Here is a 12,960-nt window from a genome sequence, read left to right as displayed (position 1 = left end):
CAAACACCTAGTTTCATCTCGGAAATTGCTAAATTAAAATCGTTTACCTCCTTTTTTAACTCTATTTTCTCGCTGATGATCTACTCGATGTTTGTTGTATTCGAGTTTCTCTGTAATAGCGCTTTCGATGTCGTAACCGAACTCTTCCGCATAATCCAAAATACGAATAACAGCATCAGCAAGTTCAACTTCTGCCATTTTTCTATGTGGTAAATGGTAATCCATTAGATCTTTACGCTCCCCCTCCATTGCTTCACTAATTTCAGAATGGATCAAGCAAAGTAAGGTTCCTTTTTCCCTTGGGATATCCCACCATCCAGCCTCAATGTTTTGTTGATGAATTTTTTTCTGTAGTTGTTTTATTGTCATATCTAAAATCCCTCTATCGAATTAAAACGATTTTTCACAATACCTTTTAGGCTCTCGTTTCGGTTGAGCGCGATAAGCAGCCATATATTGATCAACCGATGTAATACTCAATCCTTGTTGGTCAACATACACAGTACCTGTTTTACCGTGTCGATTGAGTCTTAAAATCATCTCGGTCAGTGTTTCATCCGCATTATCGTGGTACACCGCATCACGATAAATGCCTAACCAATAATCACAATCTTGCTCGATTTGTCCTGTATCTCTTGAATCACTTGGTACGGGGCGTTTATCTGCCCTGTTTTCCAATCCCCGATTCAGTTGTACAAGCAACACAACCACCGTATTGAGCTCTTTTGCCAATATCTTTAGCCCCTTAGTGATTTCACCATAGGCAATATCATTACGGTCAGCTTTTCCCGCTTGCATCAGAGTGAGGTAATCGACACCAATAAACCCAATATCACCGACTTTGCGCTTAATTCTCCGACTTTCAGAACGAATGTGTTGTAAGGACATGCCGGGTGTATCATCCACCCAAATATTGGGCTCATATTTAAGGCGACCGATGGCACTGCAAAGCCTATCCCATTCATACTCCTCTAACTTTTGGTAAAATTTATCTGAATTAATCTGGGTTTGTTGGGCTAGTGTCCGTTCAACAAGCTGTTTATCCGTCATTTCCATGCTGAACAACAATACAGGCTTACCTTGTTGTGAGACATTTTTTGCCATTTCAGTGAGAACGGTTGTTTTTCCCATCTTTGGACGAGCACCAATCACGAACAGAGAACCGATGACAATCTGTTTTGGGCTTAATAGGCGGTCAAAATCTTTAAATCCCGTTTTTAATCCTCGATGTTTCTCTGGGTTATCTTGGCGGTCACAAATATCGGTAAAAACATCATCCAACACATCATCAATTCGGCGTAGCCCTGTTTTTCTCCCCATTTTTCCAAACGACGTGGCTTCATCAAGCAAGCGTTGTGCTTGTTCAATTTTATCCGTAAAACTTAACTCACTTGGCACCATCATGAGTTTTTGAATTTCAACCGTCTTTTCGATAACAAAACGCTGTGCGGAACACTCTCGGATTTTTTTCGCATAAGCCATAATGTTAGCAATACTCGGTGTTTCTCTTGCCATCTCAGCAAGATAGGCAAAACCACCTGATTGATTAATTCGGCCTTTTGACTCCAGACAATCCGTCACCGTCATGATGTCTATTGGCATACGTTGGGTATACATTTCTCGCAGGGTGAGATAAATAATTTGATGGTGTCGGGCATAAAAATCTTCAGGTTTTAGCAGTGAAAAAATTGATTGCGCATTATCACTTTGCGGGTCAAGCAGGAGTCCTCCAATAACATTTTGTTCCGCCATTAAATTATTCGGAACTTGGTTCATCACAGTGCTCCTTCCCTTGTTTTGAGTACCGTTTCAGGTCTGAGTAAATAATCAAAATTCGCTCGCCAACCCCGATTATTTTCGCCGAAATACCAAGCACTCGCCGTTTCCATAAAATAATCAAAATAATTTTTAGCTGATTCGACTGTGGGCTCTTTAAGCTCTTTCAGGAATTTGGATATTGCTCGTTTGCGTTTGTCATTCAGTGATTCGGCATTGGGTAATCTATCCCCTGCTGATTCGTTGAAGGCTTGCATGATTTCCTGATAAGGAATTTTAGCTTGCCGATTAATTGAAATCTGCTTTGCAGGTTTCGAGTCGTCAGACGATAATTTTTTAGAGTTAATTGACTGGTTAAAAGACTGACTGGTTCTGGGTAAAAATTTTTGACTACCCCCTAGTCCAACCGTTTGACTACCGTGGTCAAATTCTTTGACTACCTCTGGTACAGAATTTTGACTAGGTGGTACTGTATTTTGACTACCCTCATCAAGAGATTTAGCCTCCAAATCCAAAATATATAAATTGGAAGTATGCCCCTTATCAGTTTTTCGCGTAACTTTACGAACAAACCCTTTTTTACATAAACTTTTAATGTGGTTTATCGCACTTTGACGGCTAATTTCGCAATGACGTGCAATAGTTTCATAAGAAGGAAAGCACTCGCCTTTATCATTGGCATTATCGGCAAGTTTCAGTAGCACCATTTTTTGTGCTGTACTCCCCACCTGTAATTGCATGGCTTTTGCCATTAGAAGCATACTCATTTTCGCTCTCCTAATAACTTATCCCGATGTGCTTTCCTTAATTTTGCGTCTTTCAATGCTTCCTTTAAACGCTGACAACCCAGTGGGGTTATTTCTTGTAATAGCCTATTTCTCATGATGTTTTTATGCTCATCACAGCCATTAAATTCATGATTTATTCTTTGTCTCATGGTATAATTTCTCCATTCCAAAGCTGTATCAAAAAAGGGAAACCGAAGTTTCCCCTTGTGATAAAAACTGGATATTGATACAGTATATTTGTACGTTAAATGGTGAATTCCATTGAACAACACGCCTCGTTTGTTGCCGCAATCGAGGCGTTTTCTTTTATTTTCATTTGAGAAAGTTCACCCATTTGTTTCCACAAAAATCGGTACTCTTCTTCTGAGATTTTTCGTTCTCCTTCCATCACAAAATCAATAATTCCCGATGCGACAAGCGTTTCGCATATTTCAGGATATTTTTCAGTTCGACGTAGGATTGTTGAATCATGAACACCTAACGTTCTAGCCACAGCAGATTGAGTTTTATTTCTCAATGCTTGCAATGCTGAAGCTATTAGGTGATTAGAGATAAATTGATTGAATTGTTTGCGTGTATTTGCGCATTCCATTGTTTAGAGTCCTTATGAGTTAACTAAGGGACAATAATGATCCGTGGCTCATTCCATATGAGCGGATTGTTTAGGTGCGCATTTTTCAGCGCAGAGCTGTTAAAGAGCAGGATGATACTTATTTTCCTGATGGAAACGGCTTAACTTCTTCAGCCTCAACTGTTCCATCTTGTTTTCTGATAATGAAAATATTTCTTTTCTTTAAAATTGCTTTACTTATTGCGCTTTGCCTAACACCTAACAATTCAGCCGTTTTGTGTTGTCCTAGCTCAGTAGCAAATTTAGTAAGAGGGACTTTTTCCATAGTTTCTCCTTTTTTAATCATTATTACCGCAAGTGATAAAATAGTCAACACCTGCGGTGATTGGCAAATATTCCATTTGGTAATAAAATTGCAGTATGAAAAAAAAACCGATCACAGATGAACAAAAAGCTGACGCTCTTCGCCTAAAAAATATATTTGAGGCAAAAAAGAAAGAGCTCAGCTTGTCACAAGAAACCCTTGGTGATTCAATCGGCATGGGGCAAAGTGCCATTGCTCAATTATTGAATGGCGTAAATGCATTAAATATAGAGAATGCAGCTAAGCTAGCAGAAGCATTGCAAGTCACTGTTGATGAATTTAGCCCATCTCTAGCCAAAGAAATTAGAGGTATGTTTAAAGCTGTCAGCCCATTAAAAACACCAAGCATGAATGAAAAATACCAGTACCCTCTATTTACAAAGGTACAAGCTGGCGCTTTCTCAACAGAATTTAACTCATACACTCAGAAAGATGCTGTGTATTGGATACCGACAGCTAAGAAAGCTAGTGAGCGCGCTTTCTGGTTAGAAGTTGAAGGGCAATCAATGACAGCCCCACCTGGAGGAAAGCCAAGTTTTCCAGAAGGAATGCTAATTCTGGTAGATCCTGAAGAAGAAGTCGAGTTCGGAGATTTCTGTGTTGCTCGTTTACTGAATGATGAATTTACATTCAAACGACTTATTAGAGAAGGCGGGATTGAGTATCTAGAGCCATTAAACCCACGCTATGACCTGATCCCCATTAATGGGAATTGCACAATCATAGGTAAGGTAATCAAGTCACAATGGCCTGACGACACGTTTTAGGAGGGAGTATGGCGTTTAACAATATTGAGATAGCAAATATTAGACGGTGTATGGAGTTTTTCATGGAAAAACGCCGCCCAGCAGAGCACCTGAGAGATGAATTAGATCTACAGTATCGTATCGAGGACGACTCAGTAATTATCTTTGAAATTAGACAACTAATATGGAGTGATGGCAAAGTAGAAGAACCAATAGCAAAAATAACATATAATAGGCATTCTAGTTCATGGTCTCTGCTTTGGATGGATAAAAATAGCAACTGGCACCACTACGATGAAAAAATGTTAGGTAGCTTCTCTGATGCAATTCAATTAGTAGAAGAAAATGTTTGCGGATATTTCTTTGGTTAGTAACTGAGTATGCTCAACGACAATATAATCTATTCAAGAAAAAGCTGGCCTTGTATATTATCCAGAATTAATGGCTTATAGTGAATATAACTGCTTGTTTGAAGATGAAGATTAATTACTAATGCCCAGCCCTCCCATGGGGGCTTCTTTTTCACTTATTTATCAATCAAATCAATAGCTATACTATAAATAGCAATCATATGTTTACTCTCTTCATTTACACGCTGCTCTTCTAAAATTGCTGAGATATTCTTATGTGTAATGCGGTAACCTTTTTCGTTTAATAACATTACAGACCTTCCTACAACTTGGCATACACTTTCATAAATAGCATCTCTTTCAATATTCATACACACCTCCGTTCAATATTTAAACAATAACACTCTACTGGATATGCACATAAACATTTTTGTTTGTTTTCTGCACTGAGGTTTGTCTATTAAAGTGATCTGCATTCCAACTTGAGATTTTTTTGAAAATAAATTATCTGGAAATACAATAAATTAACACCGCTAGTTATATTTTAATTACCCGCGGTGTTGACTTGTAAATCACCGCTGGTTATATTTAACATACCAAAGGCAAGAAGCCATAGATAAACAGGATGTTCGCTCTTTAACAGAACGCGCTGAAAAATGCGCAAACCAAAAACAGTAAGTTTTTGGATTGGTGAATGATAAAGCTGATTAGCAATATAGGGATCGGCAATAACTCAATAAGTCGCATGACGTAACACCGAAAGTAGGAGATCAGCACCTACCACCAATCACCAAAACTTATTCGGAGGTGGTAATTATGTGTATTCGCGGATATAACTGCGCTAGAAGTCGCAGAGCTGACCGTAGAACGGAATTACAAAACGCATATGCTATGAATGAACAGTTAAAAGTTGCCATTCATGGCAAGCCAAAAGAAGAAATAAAGCGCCCTACTTTATCACTAACACGCAAACCAGTTAGTAGGGTTGAAAAAGCAATTTCAATTCGTAGTACTAAAGTTTATGACTCAGCAGATAACTGTTGCTTACCTAATGTAGCAGTATTTTCAGGAGTTAAAACAAAACAGCCGAGCAGTGAATTCGGGGTTACGGCACGTTGATTAATAGATAGGAGATAGAGATGGGAATTAAAACTCCAGATAGTTACAATCCAGAATGGCAAGCAAAGATGTTGAGAAAATAATCCATCAAACTTGGTCGGTTAAAAGAGTGTGATGATAATTCAAAAATTAGTCTAATTGTTGAATGTGATGAAATAGTAGACGCACTTCGTGAGTATTCAGGCTACTAGCGTCATGTTTAATTAATACACCTTATCAAATCGTCTACTAATTGAAAGTTAGGACTTGAAGTTACTGTAACTCTAATAGAAGTATCCATACGAGATGTGATGACAGCCTGAGTATACTTGACTCCGTTAATATTAATATCTGCTATTTGACCGATATTTTTAACAGAAAAATTACTCAGACCAGTATCATTTTTAAGTCTAATTCTCAAGGAATCATTTTCTTGTATATGAGAGTCAATTTCTGCTGATTCTATATTTTTACATGCAATAAAAAGCTCACCTTTACTAGTTTTGAAAGACAAACAAATATCATCTGGCTTGCACTGATTATCAGCTATTGCAGATGTTGTGAATAAAAGCGCAGCAACAGTAATTAATTTCATGAAAACAAATCCATTTATTTAAGTTAAATGGAGTATATCAGTATGTTAGTTAATAACGAAGGATGTATGACATGAGTAAAATGACATTCGTAGTTGAGTATGAAGATGGTAAGGAGCCGTCTGTTAATACAGGAACAGAGATATTAGGCGGTAAATTGTTATCAGTTGGATTTAATGATTACCGAGATGAACAACTAACTCAGGATGAAGTTAGCGCCTTAAATCACGCAATTAACTTTAACGACTTGAAAGAAACCTGCGAAGACTTTGAAGTCAATTATGACGAAGTTGTAGCAAAACTCTAAAGCTCTCGCTCAACAATAACCCACCATATATTTAGATATATAAACAAAATATTTCGTAATTAATTATATTCATTAAAAGGAAATAAAAATGATGAAACAAGAAACCAGTGTCGTTATTAATGTGAAATTAACTTTAGACCATAAAATTAAATCACCACATGTTGAAGTAAAAACACAAGTATACGCTCATGAAGAAGCACCAGAATTAGCTATATTACTAAGTAACTTCTCAGATAATTTAGTTGGAGAAAATTCAATTAAATCATCATTTAAAAAAGCTGCTATAAACACATTGCTCAATAAAATAACACACTAATAAAATTCAAATCATTAAAAATAAATTAATACACCTTCACTTCGCCAACACCAGATAACCACCTTATCGCTCATCTAGCGAGGTCACCATGAAAACTAACTATTACAGCGCTATGCGTGACGGCATGGCGGTGAGTATCTCTACACCTTTTTTACAACTTGCTCGTCAAGCTGCAAGGATAGCCGTCTCTACAAATAACAAAAATATTTGGCGATTAGCAAGTCAATTACAAATGAAAGCTTATGGGAGGAAAGTATGTCACTAACCATACGTTACACCTATGCCGATATGACGAGCAGAAACCGAAATAATGGCACGGAAATAACCTTTCAGAATCTCAACGATGTCCACATTGAAACCGAATCATTTGGAGAACTTACCCAATATTACCAACCTGCCCCCTCAGAAGTCGTTGATTACATAATCAGTCAATATGATGAAAAGTCACTTGCTACGGCTATTCATCTCTCAGGACGAGGGGAAGTGGTTGCAAAGATACTCAATGAGTTGTATTTCAGGAGGGTTGCGTGACAGACCATCAACAATGGTTAGAAGAATTGCGCAGGAGGTGCAAAGAATCGCAGGAATGCGAGCTCGATGAATTTATGTATCAAACGGAAGTGTTAGGACGGCAAGGATTGTCATTGCCAATGAAGGACTTTCAGGGAGATTTTCAATGAACAATATCTCTCATTTCTGCCCAACAAAAAAATACCCTCGATTAACATCACAGTTAGAAAAAAATAGAGAAGAGGCTCTCGCTAAGGCAATTGCAATGATTGACGGTCAATTGCCGAATACAAGTGTGCCAGATAGGGAAAAACGATTAGCAATGGAATTGCTACACATGAACTTGAACACATCGAAAAATCACCCTCCTCTTCCTGAGCATATTCAAGCCCAACGAGATTCAAAAAGGACATATACGCCTAGTAATAAATTTGAAGTCGATTACTACGGAAGTGATCGCCGTCAAGGTCAATATTTAGGGGATTAATATGACAGCTGTATACAAAGCTATTAGTAATGTTGCTAGAGAAATGGCTGAAACGGGCATTAAAAAAGGAAGTGTAAATCAACAACAAGGATTTATGTTCAGAGGAATTGACGCGGTATATAACGCTCTCGCTCCTGCTCTAGTTAAGCATGGGTTGCTTATTCTTCCACGGATCATTGAACGTACCGTCACGGAAAGACAAACACAAAGAGGTGGCTTGTTATTTTATGTCGTAGTGAAAGCTGAGTTTGAATTTGTTTCTGTTGAAGATGGAAGCAAACACACGGTTGTGACTTATGGTGAAGCAATGGATAGCGGAGACAAAGCCACAAATAAAGCCATGTCTATTGCATATAAATACGCAGCTTTCCAAACATTTTGTATACCAACTGAAGAAACGGCAATCGATGCGGATGCAGAAGTCCACAATGTAGCACCGAGAACACCAGATCAAATATTGAAAGATTTTACTAATTCAGCAATGGCTATTACAGATCTCAATATTTTGAAAAAAGAATTTGGTGAAACATGGAAGTTACTCAGAAAAACGCCTGAACAATCAAAAGCAAAGGAAGTATATAACATCAGAAAATCAGAATTGGAGAAGATGTAATGGCAAGTAAAGGTGTAAACAAAGTCTTATTGATAGGACATCTAGGTCAAGATCCTGAAATGCGTTACCTCCCAAATGGCGATGCGGTCACTAATATTACATTAGCCACCAGCGATTCATGGAAAGATAAACAATCAGGTGAAACCAAGGAACGTGTTGAATGGCATAGAATTGTGATATTTGGAAAGCTCGCCGAAATTGCTGGCGAATATCTGCGTAAAGGATCACAAGTCTATATCGAAGGTCAATTACAAACACGTAAATGGCAAGATCAAAATGGACAAGATAGATACAGCACGGAAGTTGTAGTGAATATTAATGGTTCAATGCAAATGTTAGGTAACAACAATCAGGCAGGTAGGCAGAGTCCACAACAAAATCAAGGATGGGGTCAACCACAGCAACCACAGAAGCCAGCACAACATCAAGCACCACAGAGTCAACCACCGATGGATTTTCAAGAAGACGACATTCCATTCGCGCCAATTGGACACCCCTACCCACGCCACACTATTTATGTGATTTAACCAAGTGATATCAGTATGAAAGCTACGGACAGCTTAATTTAACTCGCAGGGATGCAAGCAGAGGAATGAATAATGGCAATAGTTCAATTTTATACAACAAGAAGTAAAGACGAAACTCCATCACAAATTACTAATAACCTCCGATATGAATTACCAGATGATCATAATTTCAGTGCTGATGATGACCTAGAATCCTGCATTGAAGCATGTGCAGAATATTATCACGCTGACTGTGACGGATGGGAGAGCAGATTTCCATGCTTATTTATGCTCTGGATTGACGATGAATACCTAGGGATATTTGAGGTTAAGCGTGAGTTTGAACCAACATTTTCAGCCCAAAAGGTGGAGTGATGGATAAATCAAGGATGCAATTTGAATCGTGGTTTAACAATCAGTATTCAGGTTATAACTACGATGAAAAACTTATTTCATTCGTTAAAGCACAATTATTTATTGTATGGCAAGCATCACGCGAATCATTATTACTAAATTTACCGATAAGAGAAAGGAATAAAGGTAATTATGATTATTTTACTGACGGATATAACAGTGGAATATCAGCATGTGAAATCGCTTTATTAGATAGCGGAGTGAAAATTAAAAATGGATAAAAATATATTAGAAATGGCAAAACATTTAAAAAACAAAATAAACTCAGGCGAAGGTATTGATGAACATAATTGGCAAGAAATAATTGAAGTTTGTAATGAAATAGAGCGAATTAATAATTTAGAATCCGTAGTATTTGCCAGACATACAGGAATGCAAAGACCACTAGATTTAACTGTATCTCACACAATATTAAATAATTGGATAGGATTTAACACTAAAAACCCAGAAATAAAGGATGATATTTACCCTCTATTTATTTTAGATTAAATAACCATGCAAATAATCGGATATGTATTACTCATGCTAATACAGGGTTCTGCACGTTTATAGGAAACCCAAATGATATATTTAAGTTTGTTCAATGGAATATCCGCTGGTCGATTAGCATTGTCTCGCGCTGGGATTAAATTTGATAAATATTACATCGCTGAAATAGATAAGTTTGCAAATAAAGTATCTGAATTTCATTATCCAGATAATATCCAGTTAGGTGACGTTAATAATTGGCGTGAGTGGGGTATTGACTGGTCAAGTGTTGGGTTAGTTACTGCGGGGTTCCCTTGTCAGTCGTGGAGTTTAGCTGGTAAGCAATTAGGCGATAAAGATGAGCGCGGTAAATTATTCTGGACGACATTAGATATAATGAGTCACGTATTAGAAAATAATCCAGACGCTAAATTTATGCTCGAAAATGTAAAAATGAAAAAAGAGTTTGAGGAATATATAACGCTTCATACCGAACGTGCATTAGGTTATGTAAATAAAACTCTTATTAATAGTTCATTATTATCAGCACAAAATAGACAACGTTATTATTGGACTAATTTTGAAATTAGCCAACCAGAAGATAAAGGTATTTTACTAAAAGATATTATTGATGATGACAGCATTACCAATAAAGAAAAGTCATATTGTATTGATGCCAATTACTCGAAAGGAACAAATTTAAGTCAGTACTTTAATAAATCTAGGCGACAAGTTGTTTTTTGTGGTGCAATTAGAGGTCGTTATATTATTAATGGAGTAAGACAAGACCATAAAATAAAAACAGCAGGACTTACCACTCAGAGATTAGAATTAAGAAATGATGAAAAAACAAATACATTAACTACCGTTCAAAAAGACAATGTTGTTTATAGGGCATGCGAACCAAGGGAGCACGTTAAGCAATCCAAGGACGGATTAATTCATGTTGCTAATGCCACAGATATTAAAGGTAATGAACAGATAAAACGCATTTATTCCGATGCAGGAAAGGCTCCAACGCTATCCACATGCCAAGGCGGTCATAGAGAGCCGAAAGTTGCAATTAGAAATAAGAGTAAAACTGTTCGCTCATCTGGGCGCAACTCTTATGATAGACATGAATGGGATTCTATTAGTAACTGTCATTATCGAAAATTAACACCGACAGAATGCGCTAGATTACAAACATTCCCCGATGGCTGGTGTGAAAATATAGTTTCAAACTCACAATCATATAAATGCTATGGCAATGCTTGGACTGTTGATGTTATTGCTCACATATTTAAATGTGCATACAGAGAAAATAAATACGAAGCTATTCGTCCTGTTGTTAATTACGAACAATCATGTAATGCCAATATCTGAGAATTTATATACGCAATCGAAATACAATAAACGCGCTGAATATTTAATGTCAGTGAGGGATTTAACTATTATTTGTGGTGAGGTGATGAGAGGTGAATGAATTAAAAGAGGAAATAATTAATCTTCTAAAATACAACAAATTGACAAAGGCTGAATTATATTACTTATGTAGTCCTGAATACTCTAAAAGTCAGGTTAGTTGTGTAATTGGTCATTTAGAAGCAGGTGGAATTATCAGGAAAGGAATTTGCGAATATTGGGAGATAATCAATGAATAGCTATAATAAGTACACCGACCTTCAAATTAATGAATTAGTTGCTACAAGGTTAAAGAAGAAATGCTTATTAACGGAAGAATCTGTATTAGCTTATATGGATAGCGGCTATCGGACTTTCGACCCATGCAATAACCCTACTGACGCAATGCCGATTATTATTGAGAATGAAATATCGATGATTAAAAGCTCAGGTGGCTGGATGTGCTGCCATGGTTCAGTTGGTCAGGTTGAGCGTGAAAGCTTATACCGTGGCGCTATGGAATTATTCTTAATGATTAAGGATGCGAAGAATGAAAAAATATGACTTGATATTGTGCGATCCACCTTGGTCTTACAATAACAAAGTTTCAAATGGCGCAGCAGATAATCATTACAACACCACCGATTTATATTCCCTCTCTCGATTACCAATAGAAAAACACTCCTCTAAAAATGCCGTACTGTTTATGTGGTACACCGGAAACTTTGCACTCGAAGCAATTAAATTAACCGAAGCATGGGATTTTAAAGTTAAAAACATGTTCGGGTTCGCATGGGTGAAATTAAATAAAAATGCAGGAGATAGAATAAATAAAAAACCACCAGAAGATTTCTTTGACTTTATGGAAATATTAAACAATGAGACGAAGATTAATTGCGGTAATTACACTCGTCAAAATATTGAAATGTGTTTAATAGCCACAAGAGGTAATGGATTACCTCGTAAGTCTGCAAGTGTTAGGCAAGTTATTTATTCATGTCTTGGTGAGCATAGCGAAAAGCCAAAAGAAATACATTATAGGTTAGAAGAATTATACGGAGATGTTCCTCGACTCGAATTATTTGCACGAGAGAAATATGGTGATTTGGATGTATATGGCAACCAAGTAGAAGGAAGCATTAAATTAATATAGATGAATTATGACATTTACTTAACTTGCAGGGCTAATAGCATTATGTGTACTTATTTATTTAATTGAAACAGGACAAGCGTAATTATGGATATTATTGACTCAGCAAATGAAATAAACGAATTACATATTCAAACATCATTATCAAATCGTAAACCAGCAATTAAATCTCATAACGGAATGTGTATTTGGTGTCACGAAGAACCTGTTGCACCTAATAGTGCATATTGCAGTAAAGATTGTGGTGATGATCATGAGCAATATAAACGGAAGAATGGATAGTATTACGAAATTACAAAAGGAAGAGAAAGATGGAATATAAATTATTACGCTTGGATGAAGTTTTAGATAGAACGGGATATAGCAAGTCATGGACTTACAAATTAATAGATAAAGGAGAGTTTCCAAAGCAGGTAAAAATAGGATCACGTTCGGTTCGTTTTATTGAAAGCGAAGTGGATGAATGGATAGAGCAACGAATTAATAATGCTCGTTGCCCTGAAAATACCCTCAATTGAAT

Annotated in this window: 26 protein-coding genes; 18 read left to right on the top strand and 8 right to left on the bottom strand. The window is 36.9% G+C overall.

Annotation, left to right across the window (positions count from 1 at the left end):
- Nucleotides 1-33 precede the first annotated feature (33 nt).
- The 6 genes from ACNARN_RS07960 to ACNARN_RS07935 all read right to left on the bottom strand — a co-directional run bounded on the left by ACNARN_RS07960 (nt 34) and on the right by ACNARN_RS07935 (nt 3,460).
- Nucleotides 34-369, bottom strand: a complete 336-nt coding sequence (locus tag ACNARN_RS07960; protein ID WP_017628812.1) for a hypothetical protein — start codon at nt 367-369, stop codon at nt 34-36.
- 21 nt (nt 370-390) lie between these two features.
- On the bottom strand, nt 391-1,776 hold the full coding sequence (locus ACNARN_RS07955) for a replicative DNA helicase (RefSeq protein ID WP_416304315.1): 1,386 nt from the start codon (nt 1,774-1,776) through the stop codon (nt 391-393).
- A complete protein-coding gene (locus ACNARN_RS07950) occupies nt 1,776-2,543 on the bottom strand; it encodes a helix-turn-helix domain-containing protein (RefSeq protein ID WP_109374413.1) in 768 nt (255 codons plus the stop codon). The genes ACNARN_RS07955 and ACNARN_RS07950 overlap by 1 nt, the downstream gene beginning before the upstream one ends.
- On the bottom strand, nt 2,540-2,713 hold the full coding sequence (locus tag ACNARN_RS07945) for a hypothetical protein (protein WP_004251793.1): 174 nt from the start codon (nt 2,711-2,713) through the stop codon (nt 2,540-2,542). Before ACNARN_RS07945 ends, ACNARN_RS07950 begins: the two co-directional genes overlap by 4 nt.
- 95 nt (nt 2,714-2,808) lie before the next feature.
- Complete coding sequence (locus ACNARN_RS07940) at nt 2,809-3,156, bottom strand: hypothetical protein (RefSeq protein ID WP_004247478.1); 348 nt, start codon at nt 3,154-3,156, stop codon at nt 2,809-2,811.
- A 118-nt stretch (nt 3,157-3,274) separates the two neighbouring features.
- On the bottom strand, nt 3,275-3,460 hold the full coding sequence (locus tag ACNARN_RS07935; protein ID WP_088495874.1) for a Cro/CI family transcriptional regulator: 186 nt from the start codon (nt 3,458-3,460) through the stop codon (nt 3,275-3,277).
- Nucleotides 3,461-3,555: 95 nt separating this feature from the next.
- Between ACNARN_RS07935 and ACNARN_RS07930 the strand changes: the two genes are divergently transcribed.
- Both ACNARN_RS07930 and ACNARN_RS07925 read left to right on the top strand, forming a co-directional pair.
- On the top strand, nt 3,556-4,266 hold the full coding sequence (locus ACNARN_RS07930; RefSeq protein WP_098943676.1) for a LexA family protein: 711 nt from the start codon (nt 3,556-3,558) through the stop codon (nt 4,264-4,266).
- Nucleotides 4,267-4,328: 62 nt separating this feature from the next.
- Nucleotides 4,329-4,616 carry a DUF3024 domain-containing protein gene (locus ACNARN_RS07925; RefSeq protein ID WP_231039483.1) on the top strand — a complete coding sequence of 96 codons (288 nt, stop codon included), beginning with the start codon at nt 4,329-4,331 and terminating at the stop codon, nt 4,614-4,616.
- A gap of 155 nt (nt 4,617-4,771) precedes the next feature.
- Here ACNARN_RS07925 and ACNARN_RS07920 read toward each other — a convergent pair whose 3' ends face one another.
- The gene (locus ACNARN_RS07920; protein ID WP_098943677.1) at nt 4,772-4,966 is read right to left on the bottom strand and encodes a DUF2767 family protein; all 195 of its coding nucleotides are present in this window, start codon (nt 4,964-4,966) and stop codon (nt 4,772-4,774) included.
- 445 nt (nt 4,967-5,411) lie between these two features.
- Here ACNARN_RS07920 and ACNARN_RS07915 point away from each other — a divergent pair, with 445 nt between their 5' ends.
- Complete coding sequence (locus ACNARN_RS07915; protein ID WP_098943678.1) at nt 5,412-5,714, top strand: hypothetical protein; 303 nt, start codon at nt 5,412-5,414, stop codon at nt 5,712-5,714.
- A 199-nt stretch (nt 5,715-5,913) separates the two neighbouring features.
- Here ACNARN_RS07915 and ACNARN_RS07910 read toward each other — a convergent pair whose 3' ends face one another.
- Nucleotides 5,914-6,288: a hypothetical protein gene (locus ACNARN_RS07910; RefSeq protein ID WP_098943679.1), complete on the bottom strand. Its 375-nt coding sequence runs from the start codon at nt 6,286-6,288 to the stop codon at nt 5,914-5,916.
- Between the two features lie 80 nt (nt 6,289-6,368).
- Between ACNARN_RS07910 and ACNARN_RS07905 the strand changes: the two genes are divergently transcribed.
- The 15 genes from ACNARN_RS07905 (at nt 6,369) to ACNARN_RS07835 (ending at nt 12,958) form a co-directional block, all read left to right on the top strand.
- Nucleotides 6,369-6,593 carry a hypothetical protein gene (locus ACNARN_RS07905; RefSeq protein WP_138158020.1) on the top strand — a complete coding sequence of 75 codons (225 nt, stop codon included), beginning with the start codon at nt 6,369-6,371 and terminating at the stop codon, nt 6,591-6,593.
- An 88-nt stretch (nt 6,594-6,681) separates the two neighbouring features.
- The gene (locus tag ACNARN_RS07900; protein WP_098943681.1) at nt 6,682-6,909 is read left to right on the top strand and encodes a hypothetical protein; all 228 of its coding nucleotides are present in this window, start codon (nt 6,682-6,684) and stop codon (nt 6,907-6,909) included.
- Nucleotides 6,910-6,997: 88 nt separating this feature from the next.
- Nucleotides 6,998-7,174 (top strand): hypothetical protein, encoded by a 177-nt coding sequence (locus ACNARN_RS07895; RefSeq protein ID WP_160230130.1) that lies wholly within the window; start codon nt 6,998-7,000, stop codon nt 7,172-7,174.
- Nucleotides 7,165-7,440, top strand: a complete 276-nt coding sequence (locus ACNARN_RS07890) for a hypothetical protein (RefSeq protein WP_098943682.1) — start codon at nt 7,165-7,167, stop codon at nt 7,438-7,440. The genes ACNARN_RS07895 and ACNARN_RS07890 overlap by 10 nt, the downstream gene beginning before the upstream one ends.
- Before the next feature lie 145 nt (nt 7,441-7,585).
- Nucleotides 7,586-7,906: a hypothetical protein gene (locus ACNARN_RS07885; RefSeq protein WP_109373564.1), complete on the top strand. Its 321-nt coding sequence runs from the start codon at nt 7,586-7,588 to the stop codon at nt 7,904-7,906.
- Nucleotide 7,907: 1 nt separating this feature from the next.
- Nucleotides 7,908-8,519 (top strand): ERF family protein, encoded by a 612-nt coding sequence (locus ACNARN_RS07880; RefSeq protein ID WP_109849932.1) that lies wholly within the window; start codon nt 7,908-7,910, stop codon nt 8,517-8,519.
- The gene (gene ssb / locus ACNARN_RS07875) at nt 8,519-9,046 is read left to right on the top strand and encodes a single-stranded DNA-binding protein (RefSeq protein ID WP_160230129.1); all 528 of its coding nucleotides are present in this window, start codon (nt 8,519-8,521) and stop codon (nt 9,044-9,046) included. Before ACNARN_RS07880 ends, ssb begins: the two co-directional genes overlap by 1 nt.
- 72 nt (nt 9,047-9,118) lie before the next feature.
- Entirely contained in the window at nt 9,119-9,400 is a 282-nt protein-coding gene (locus ACNARN_RS07870; protein WP_109849930.1) for a hypothetical protein, read from the top strand.
- Complete coding sequence (locus tag ACNARN_RS07865) at nt 9,400-9,660, top strand: hypothetical protein (protein WP_109849929.1); 261 nt, start codon at nt 9,400-9,402, stop codon at nt 9,658-9,660. The genes ACNARN_RS07870 and ACNARN_RS07865 overlap by 1 nt, the downstream gene beginning before the upstream one ends.
- Nucleotides 9,653-9,928 carry a hypothetical protein gene (locus ACNARN_RS07860; RefSeq protein ID WP_416304314.1) on the top strand — a complete coding sequence of 92 codons (276 nt, stop codon included), beginning with the start codon at nt 9,653-9,655 and terminating at the stop codon, nt 9,926-9,928. The genes ACNARN_RS07865 and ACNARN_RS07860 overlap by 8 nt, the downstream gene beginning before the upstream one ends.
- Nucleotides 9,929-10,000: 72 nt before the next feature.
- Complete coding sequence (dcm, locus tag ACNARN_RS07855; protein WP_416304313.1) at nt 10,001-11,272, top strand: DNA (cytosine-5-)-methyltransferase; 1,272 nt, start codon at nt 10,001-10,003, stop codon at nt 11,270-11,272.
- Between the two features lie 270 nt (nt 11,273-11,542).
- Nucleotides 11,543-11,854, top strand: coding sequence for a DUF2591 family protein (locus ACNARN_RS07850; protein ID WP_109849925.1), 312 nt, complete (start codon nt 11,543-11,545; stop codon nt 11,852-11,854).
- Nucleotides 11,841-12,443 carry an MT-A70 family methyltransferase gene (locus ACNARN_RS07845; RefSeq protein WP_416304312.1) on the top strand — a complete coding sequence of 201 codons (603 nt, stop codon included), beginning with the start codon at nt 11,841-11,843 and terminating at the stop codon, nt 12,441-12,443. The genes ACNARN_RS07850 and ACNARN_RS07845 overlap by 14 nt, the downstream gene beginning before the upstream one ends.
- An 84-nt stretch (nt 12,444-12,527) precedes the next feature.
- Nucleotides 12,528-12,722, top strand: a complete 195-nt coding sequence (locus ACNARN_RS07840) for a hypothetical protein (protein ID WP_098943689.1) — start codon at nt 12,528-12,530, stop codon at nt 12,720-12,722.
- Between the two features lie 29 nt (nt 12,723-12,751).
- On the top strand, nt 12,752-12,958 hold the full coding sequence (locus tag ACNARN_RS07835; RefSeq protein WP_063693452.1) for a helix-turn-helix transcriptional regulator: 207 nt from the start codon (nt 12,752-12,754) through the stop codon (nt 12,956-12,958).
- Nucleotides 12,959-12,960: the final 2 nt, after the last annotated feature.

This window comes from Proteus sp. TSJ240517 (assembly GCF_047921575.1).
Taxonomy (GTDB): Bacteria; Pseudomonadota; Gammaproteobacteria; order Enterobacterales; family Enterobacteriaceae; genus Proteus.
Note: the sequence above shows the minus strand (reverse complement) of the source record. Positions and strands in the feature narration are given on the sequence as shown.

Coding starts and splice junctions, on each gene's coding strand:
- ACNARN_RS07960 (WP_017628812.1), bottom strand. CDS start 369: ATGACAATAAAACAACTACAGAAAAAAATTCATCAACAAAACATTGAG.
- ACNARN_RS07955 (WP_416304315.1), bottom strand. CDS start 1,776: ATGAACCAAGTTCCGAATAATTTAATGGCGGAACAAAATGTTATTGGA.
- ACNARN_RS07950 (WP_109374413.1), bottom strand. CDS start 2,543: ATGAGTATGCTTCTAATGGCAAAAGCCATGCAATTACAGGTGGGGAGT.
- ACNARN_RS07945 (WP_004251793.1), bottom strand. CDS start 2,713: ATGAGACAAAGAATAAATCATGAATTTAATGGCTGTGATGAGCATAAA.
- ACNARN_RS07940 (WP_004247478.1), bottom strand. CDS start 3,156: ATGGAATGCGCAAATACACGCAAACAATTCAATCAATTTATCTCTAAT.
- ACNARN_RS07935 (WP_088495874.1), bottom strand. CDS start 3,460: ATGGAAAAAGTCCCTCTTACTAAATTTGCTACTGAGCTAGGACAACAC.
- ACNARN_RS07930 (WP_098943676.1), top strand. CDS start 3,556: ATGAAAAAAAAACCGATCACAGATGAACAAAAAGCTGACGCTCTTCGC.
- ACNARN_RS07925 (WP_231039483.1), top strand. CDS start 4,329: ATGGAAAAACGCCGCCCAGCAGAGCACCTGAGAGATGAATTAGATCTA.
- ACNARN_RS07920 (WP_098943677.1), bottom strand. CDS start 4,966: ATGAATATTGAAAGAGATGCTATTTATGAAAGTGTATGCCAAGTTGTA.
- ACNARN_RS07915 (WP_098943678.1), top strand. CDS start 5,412: ATGTGTATTCGCGGATATAACTGCGCTAGAAGTCGCAGAGCTGACCGT.
- ACNARN_RS07910 (WP_098943679.1), bottom strand. CDS start 6,288: ATGAAATTAATTACTGTTGCTGCGCTTTTATTCACAACATCTGCAATA.
- ACNARN_RS07905 (WP_138158020.1), top strand. CDS start 6,369: ATGACATTCGTAGTTGAGTATGAAGATGGTAAGGAGCCGTCTGTTAAT.
- ACNARN_RS07900 (WP_098943681.1), top strand. CDS start 6,682: ATGATGAAACAAGAAACCAGTGTCGTTATTAATGTGAAATTAACTTTA.
- ACNARN_RS07895 (WP_160230130.1), top strand. CDS start 6,998: ATGAAAACTAACTATTACAGCGCTATGCGTGACGGCATGGCGGTGAGT.
- ACNARN_RS07890 (WP_098943682.1), top strand. CDS start 7,165: ATGTCACTAACCATACGTTACACCTATGCCGATATGACGAGCAGAAAC.
- ACNARN_RS07885 (WP_109373564.1), top strand. CDS start 7,586: ATGAACAATATCTCTCATTTCTGCCCAACAAAAAAATACCCTCGATTA.
- ACNARN_RS07880 (WP_109849932.1), top strand. CDS start 7,908: ATGACAGCTGTATACAAAGCTATTAGTAATGTTGCTAGAGAAATGGCT.
- ssb (WP_160230129.1), top strand. CDS start 8,519: ATGGCAAGTAAAGGTGTAAACAAAGTCTTATTGATAGGACATCTAGGT.
- ACNARN_RS07870 (WP_109849930.1), top strand. CDS start 9,119: ATGGCAATAGTTCAATTTTATACAACAAGAAGTAAAGACGAAACTCCA.
- ACNARN_RS07865 (WP_109849929.1), top strand. CDS start 9,400: ATGGATAAATCAAGGATGCAATTTGAATCGTGGTTTAACAATCAGTAT.
- ACNARN_RS07860 (WP_416304314.1), top strand. CDS start 9,653: ATGGATAAAAATATATTAGAAATGGCAAAACATTTAAAAAACAAAATA.
- dcm (WP_416304313.1), top strand. CDS start 10,001: ATGATATATTTAAGTTTGTTCAATGGAATATCCGCTGGTCGATTAGCA.
- ACNARN_RS07850 (WP_109849925.1), top strand. CDS start 11,543: ATGAATAGCTATAATAAGTACACCGACCTTCAAATTAATGAATTAGTT.
- ACNARN_RS07845 (WP_416304312.1), top strand. CDS start 11,841: ATGAAAAAATATGACTTGATATTGTGCGATCCACCTTGGTCTTACAAT.
- ACNARN_RS07840 (WP_098943689.1), top strand. CDS start 12,528: ATGGATATTATTGACTCAGCAAATGAAATAAACGAATTACATATTCAA.
- ACNARN_RS07835 (WP_063693452.1), top strand. CDS start 12,752: ATGGAATATAAATTATTACGCTTGGATGAAGTTTTAGATAGAACGGGA.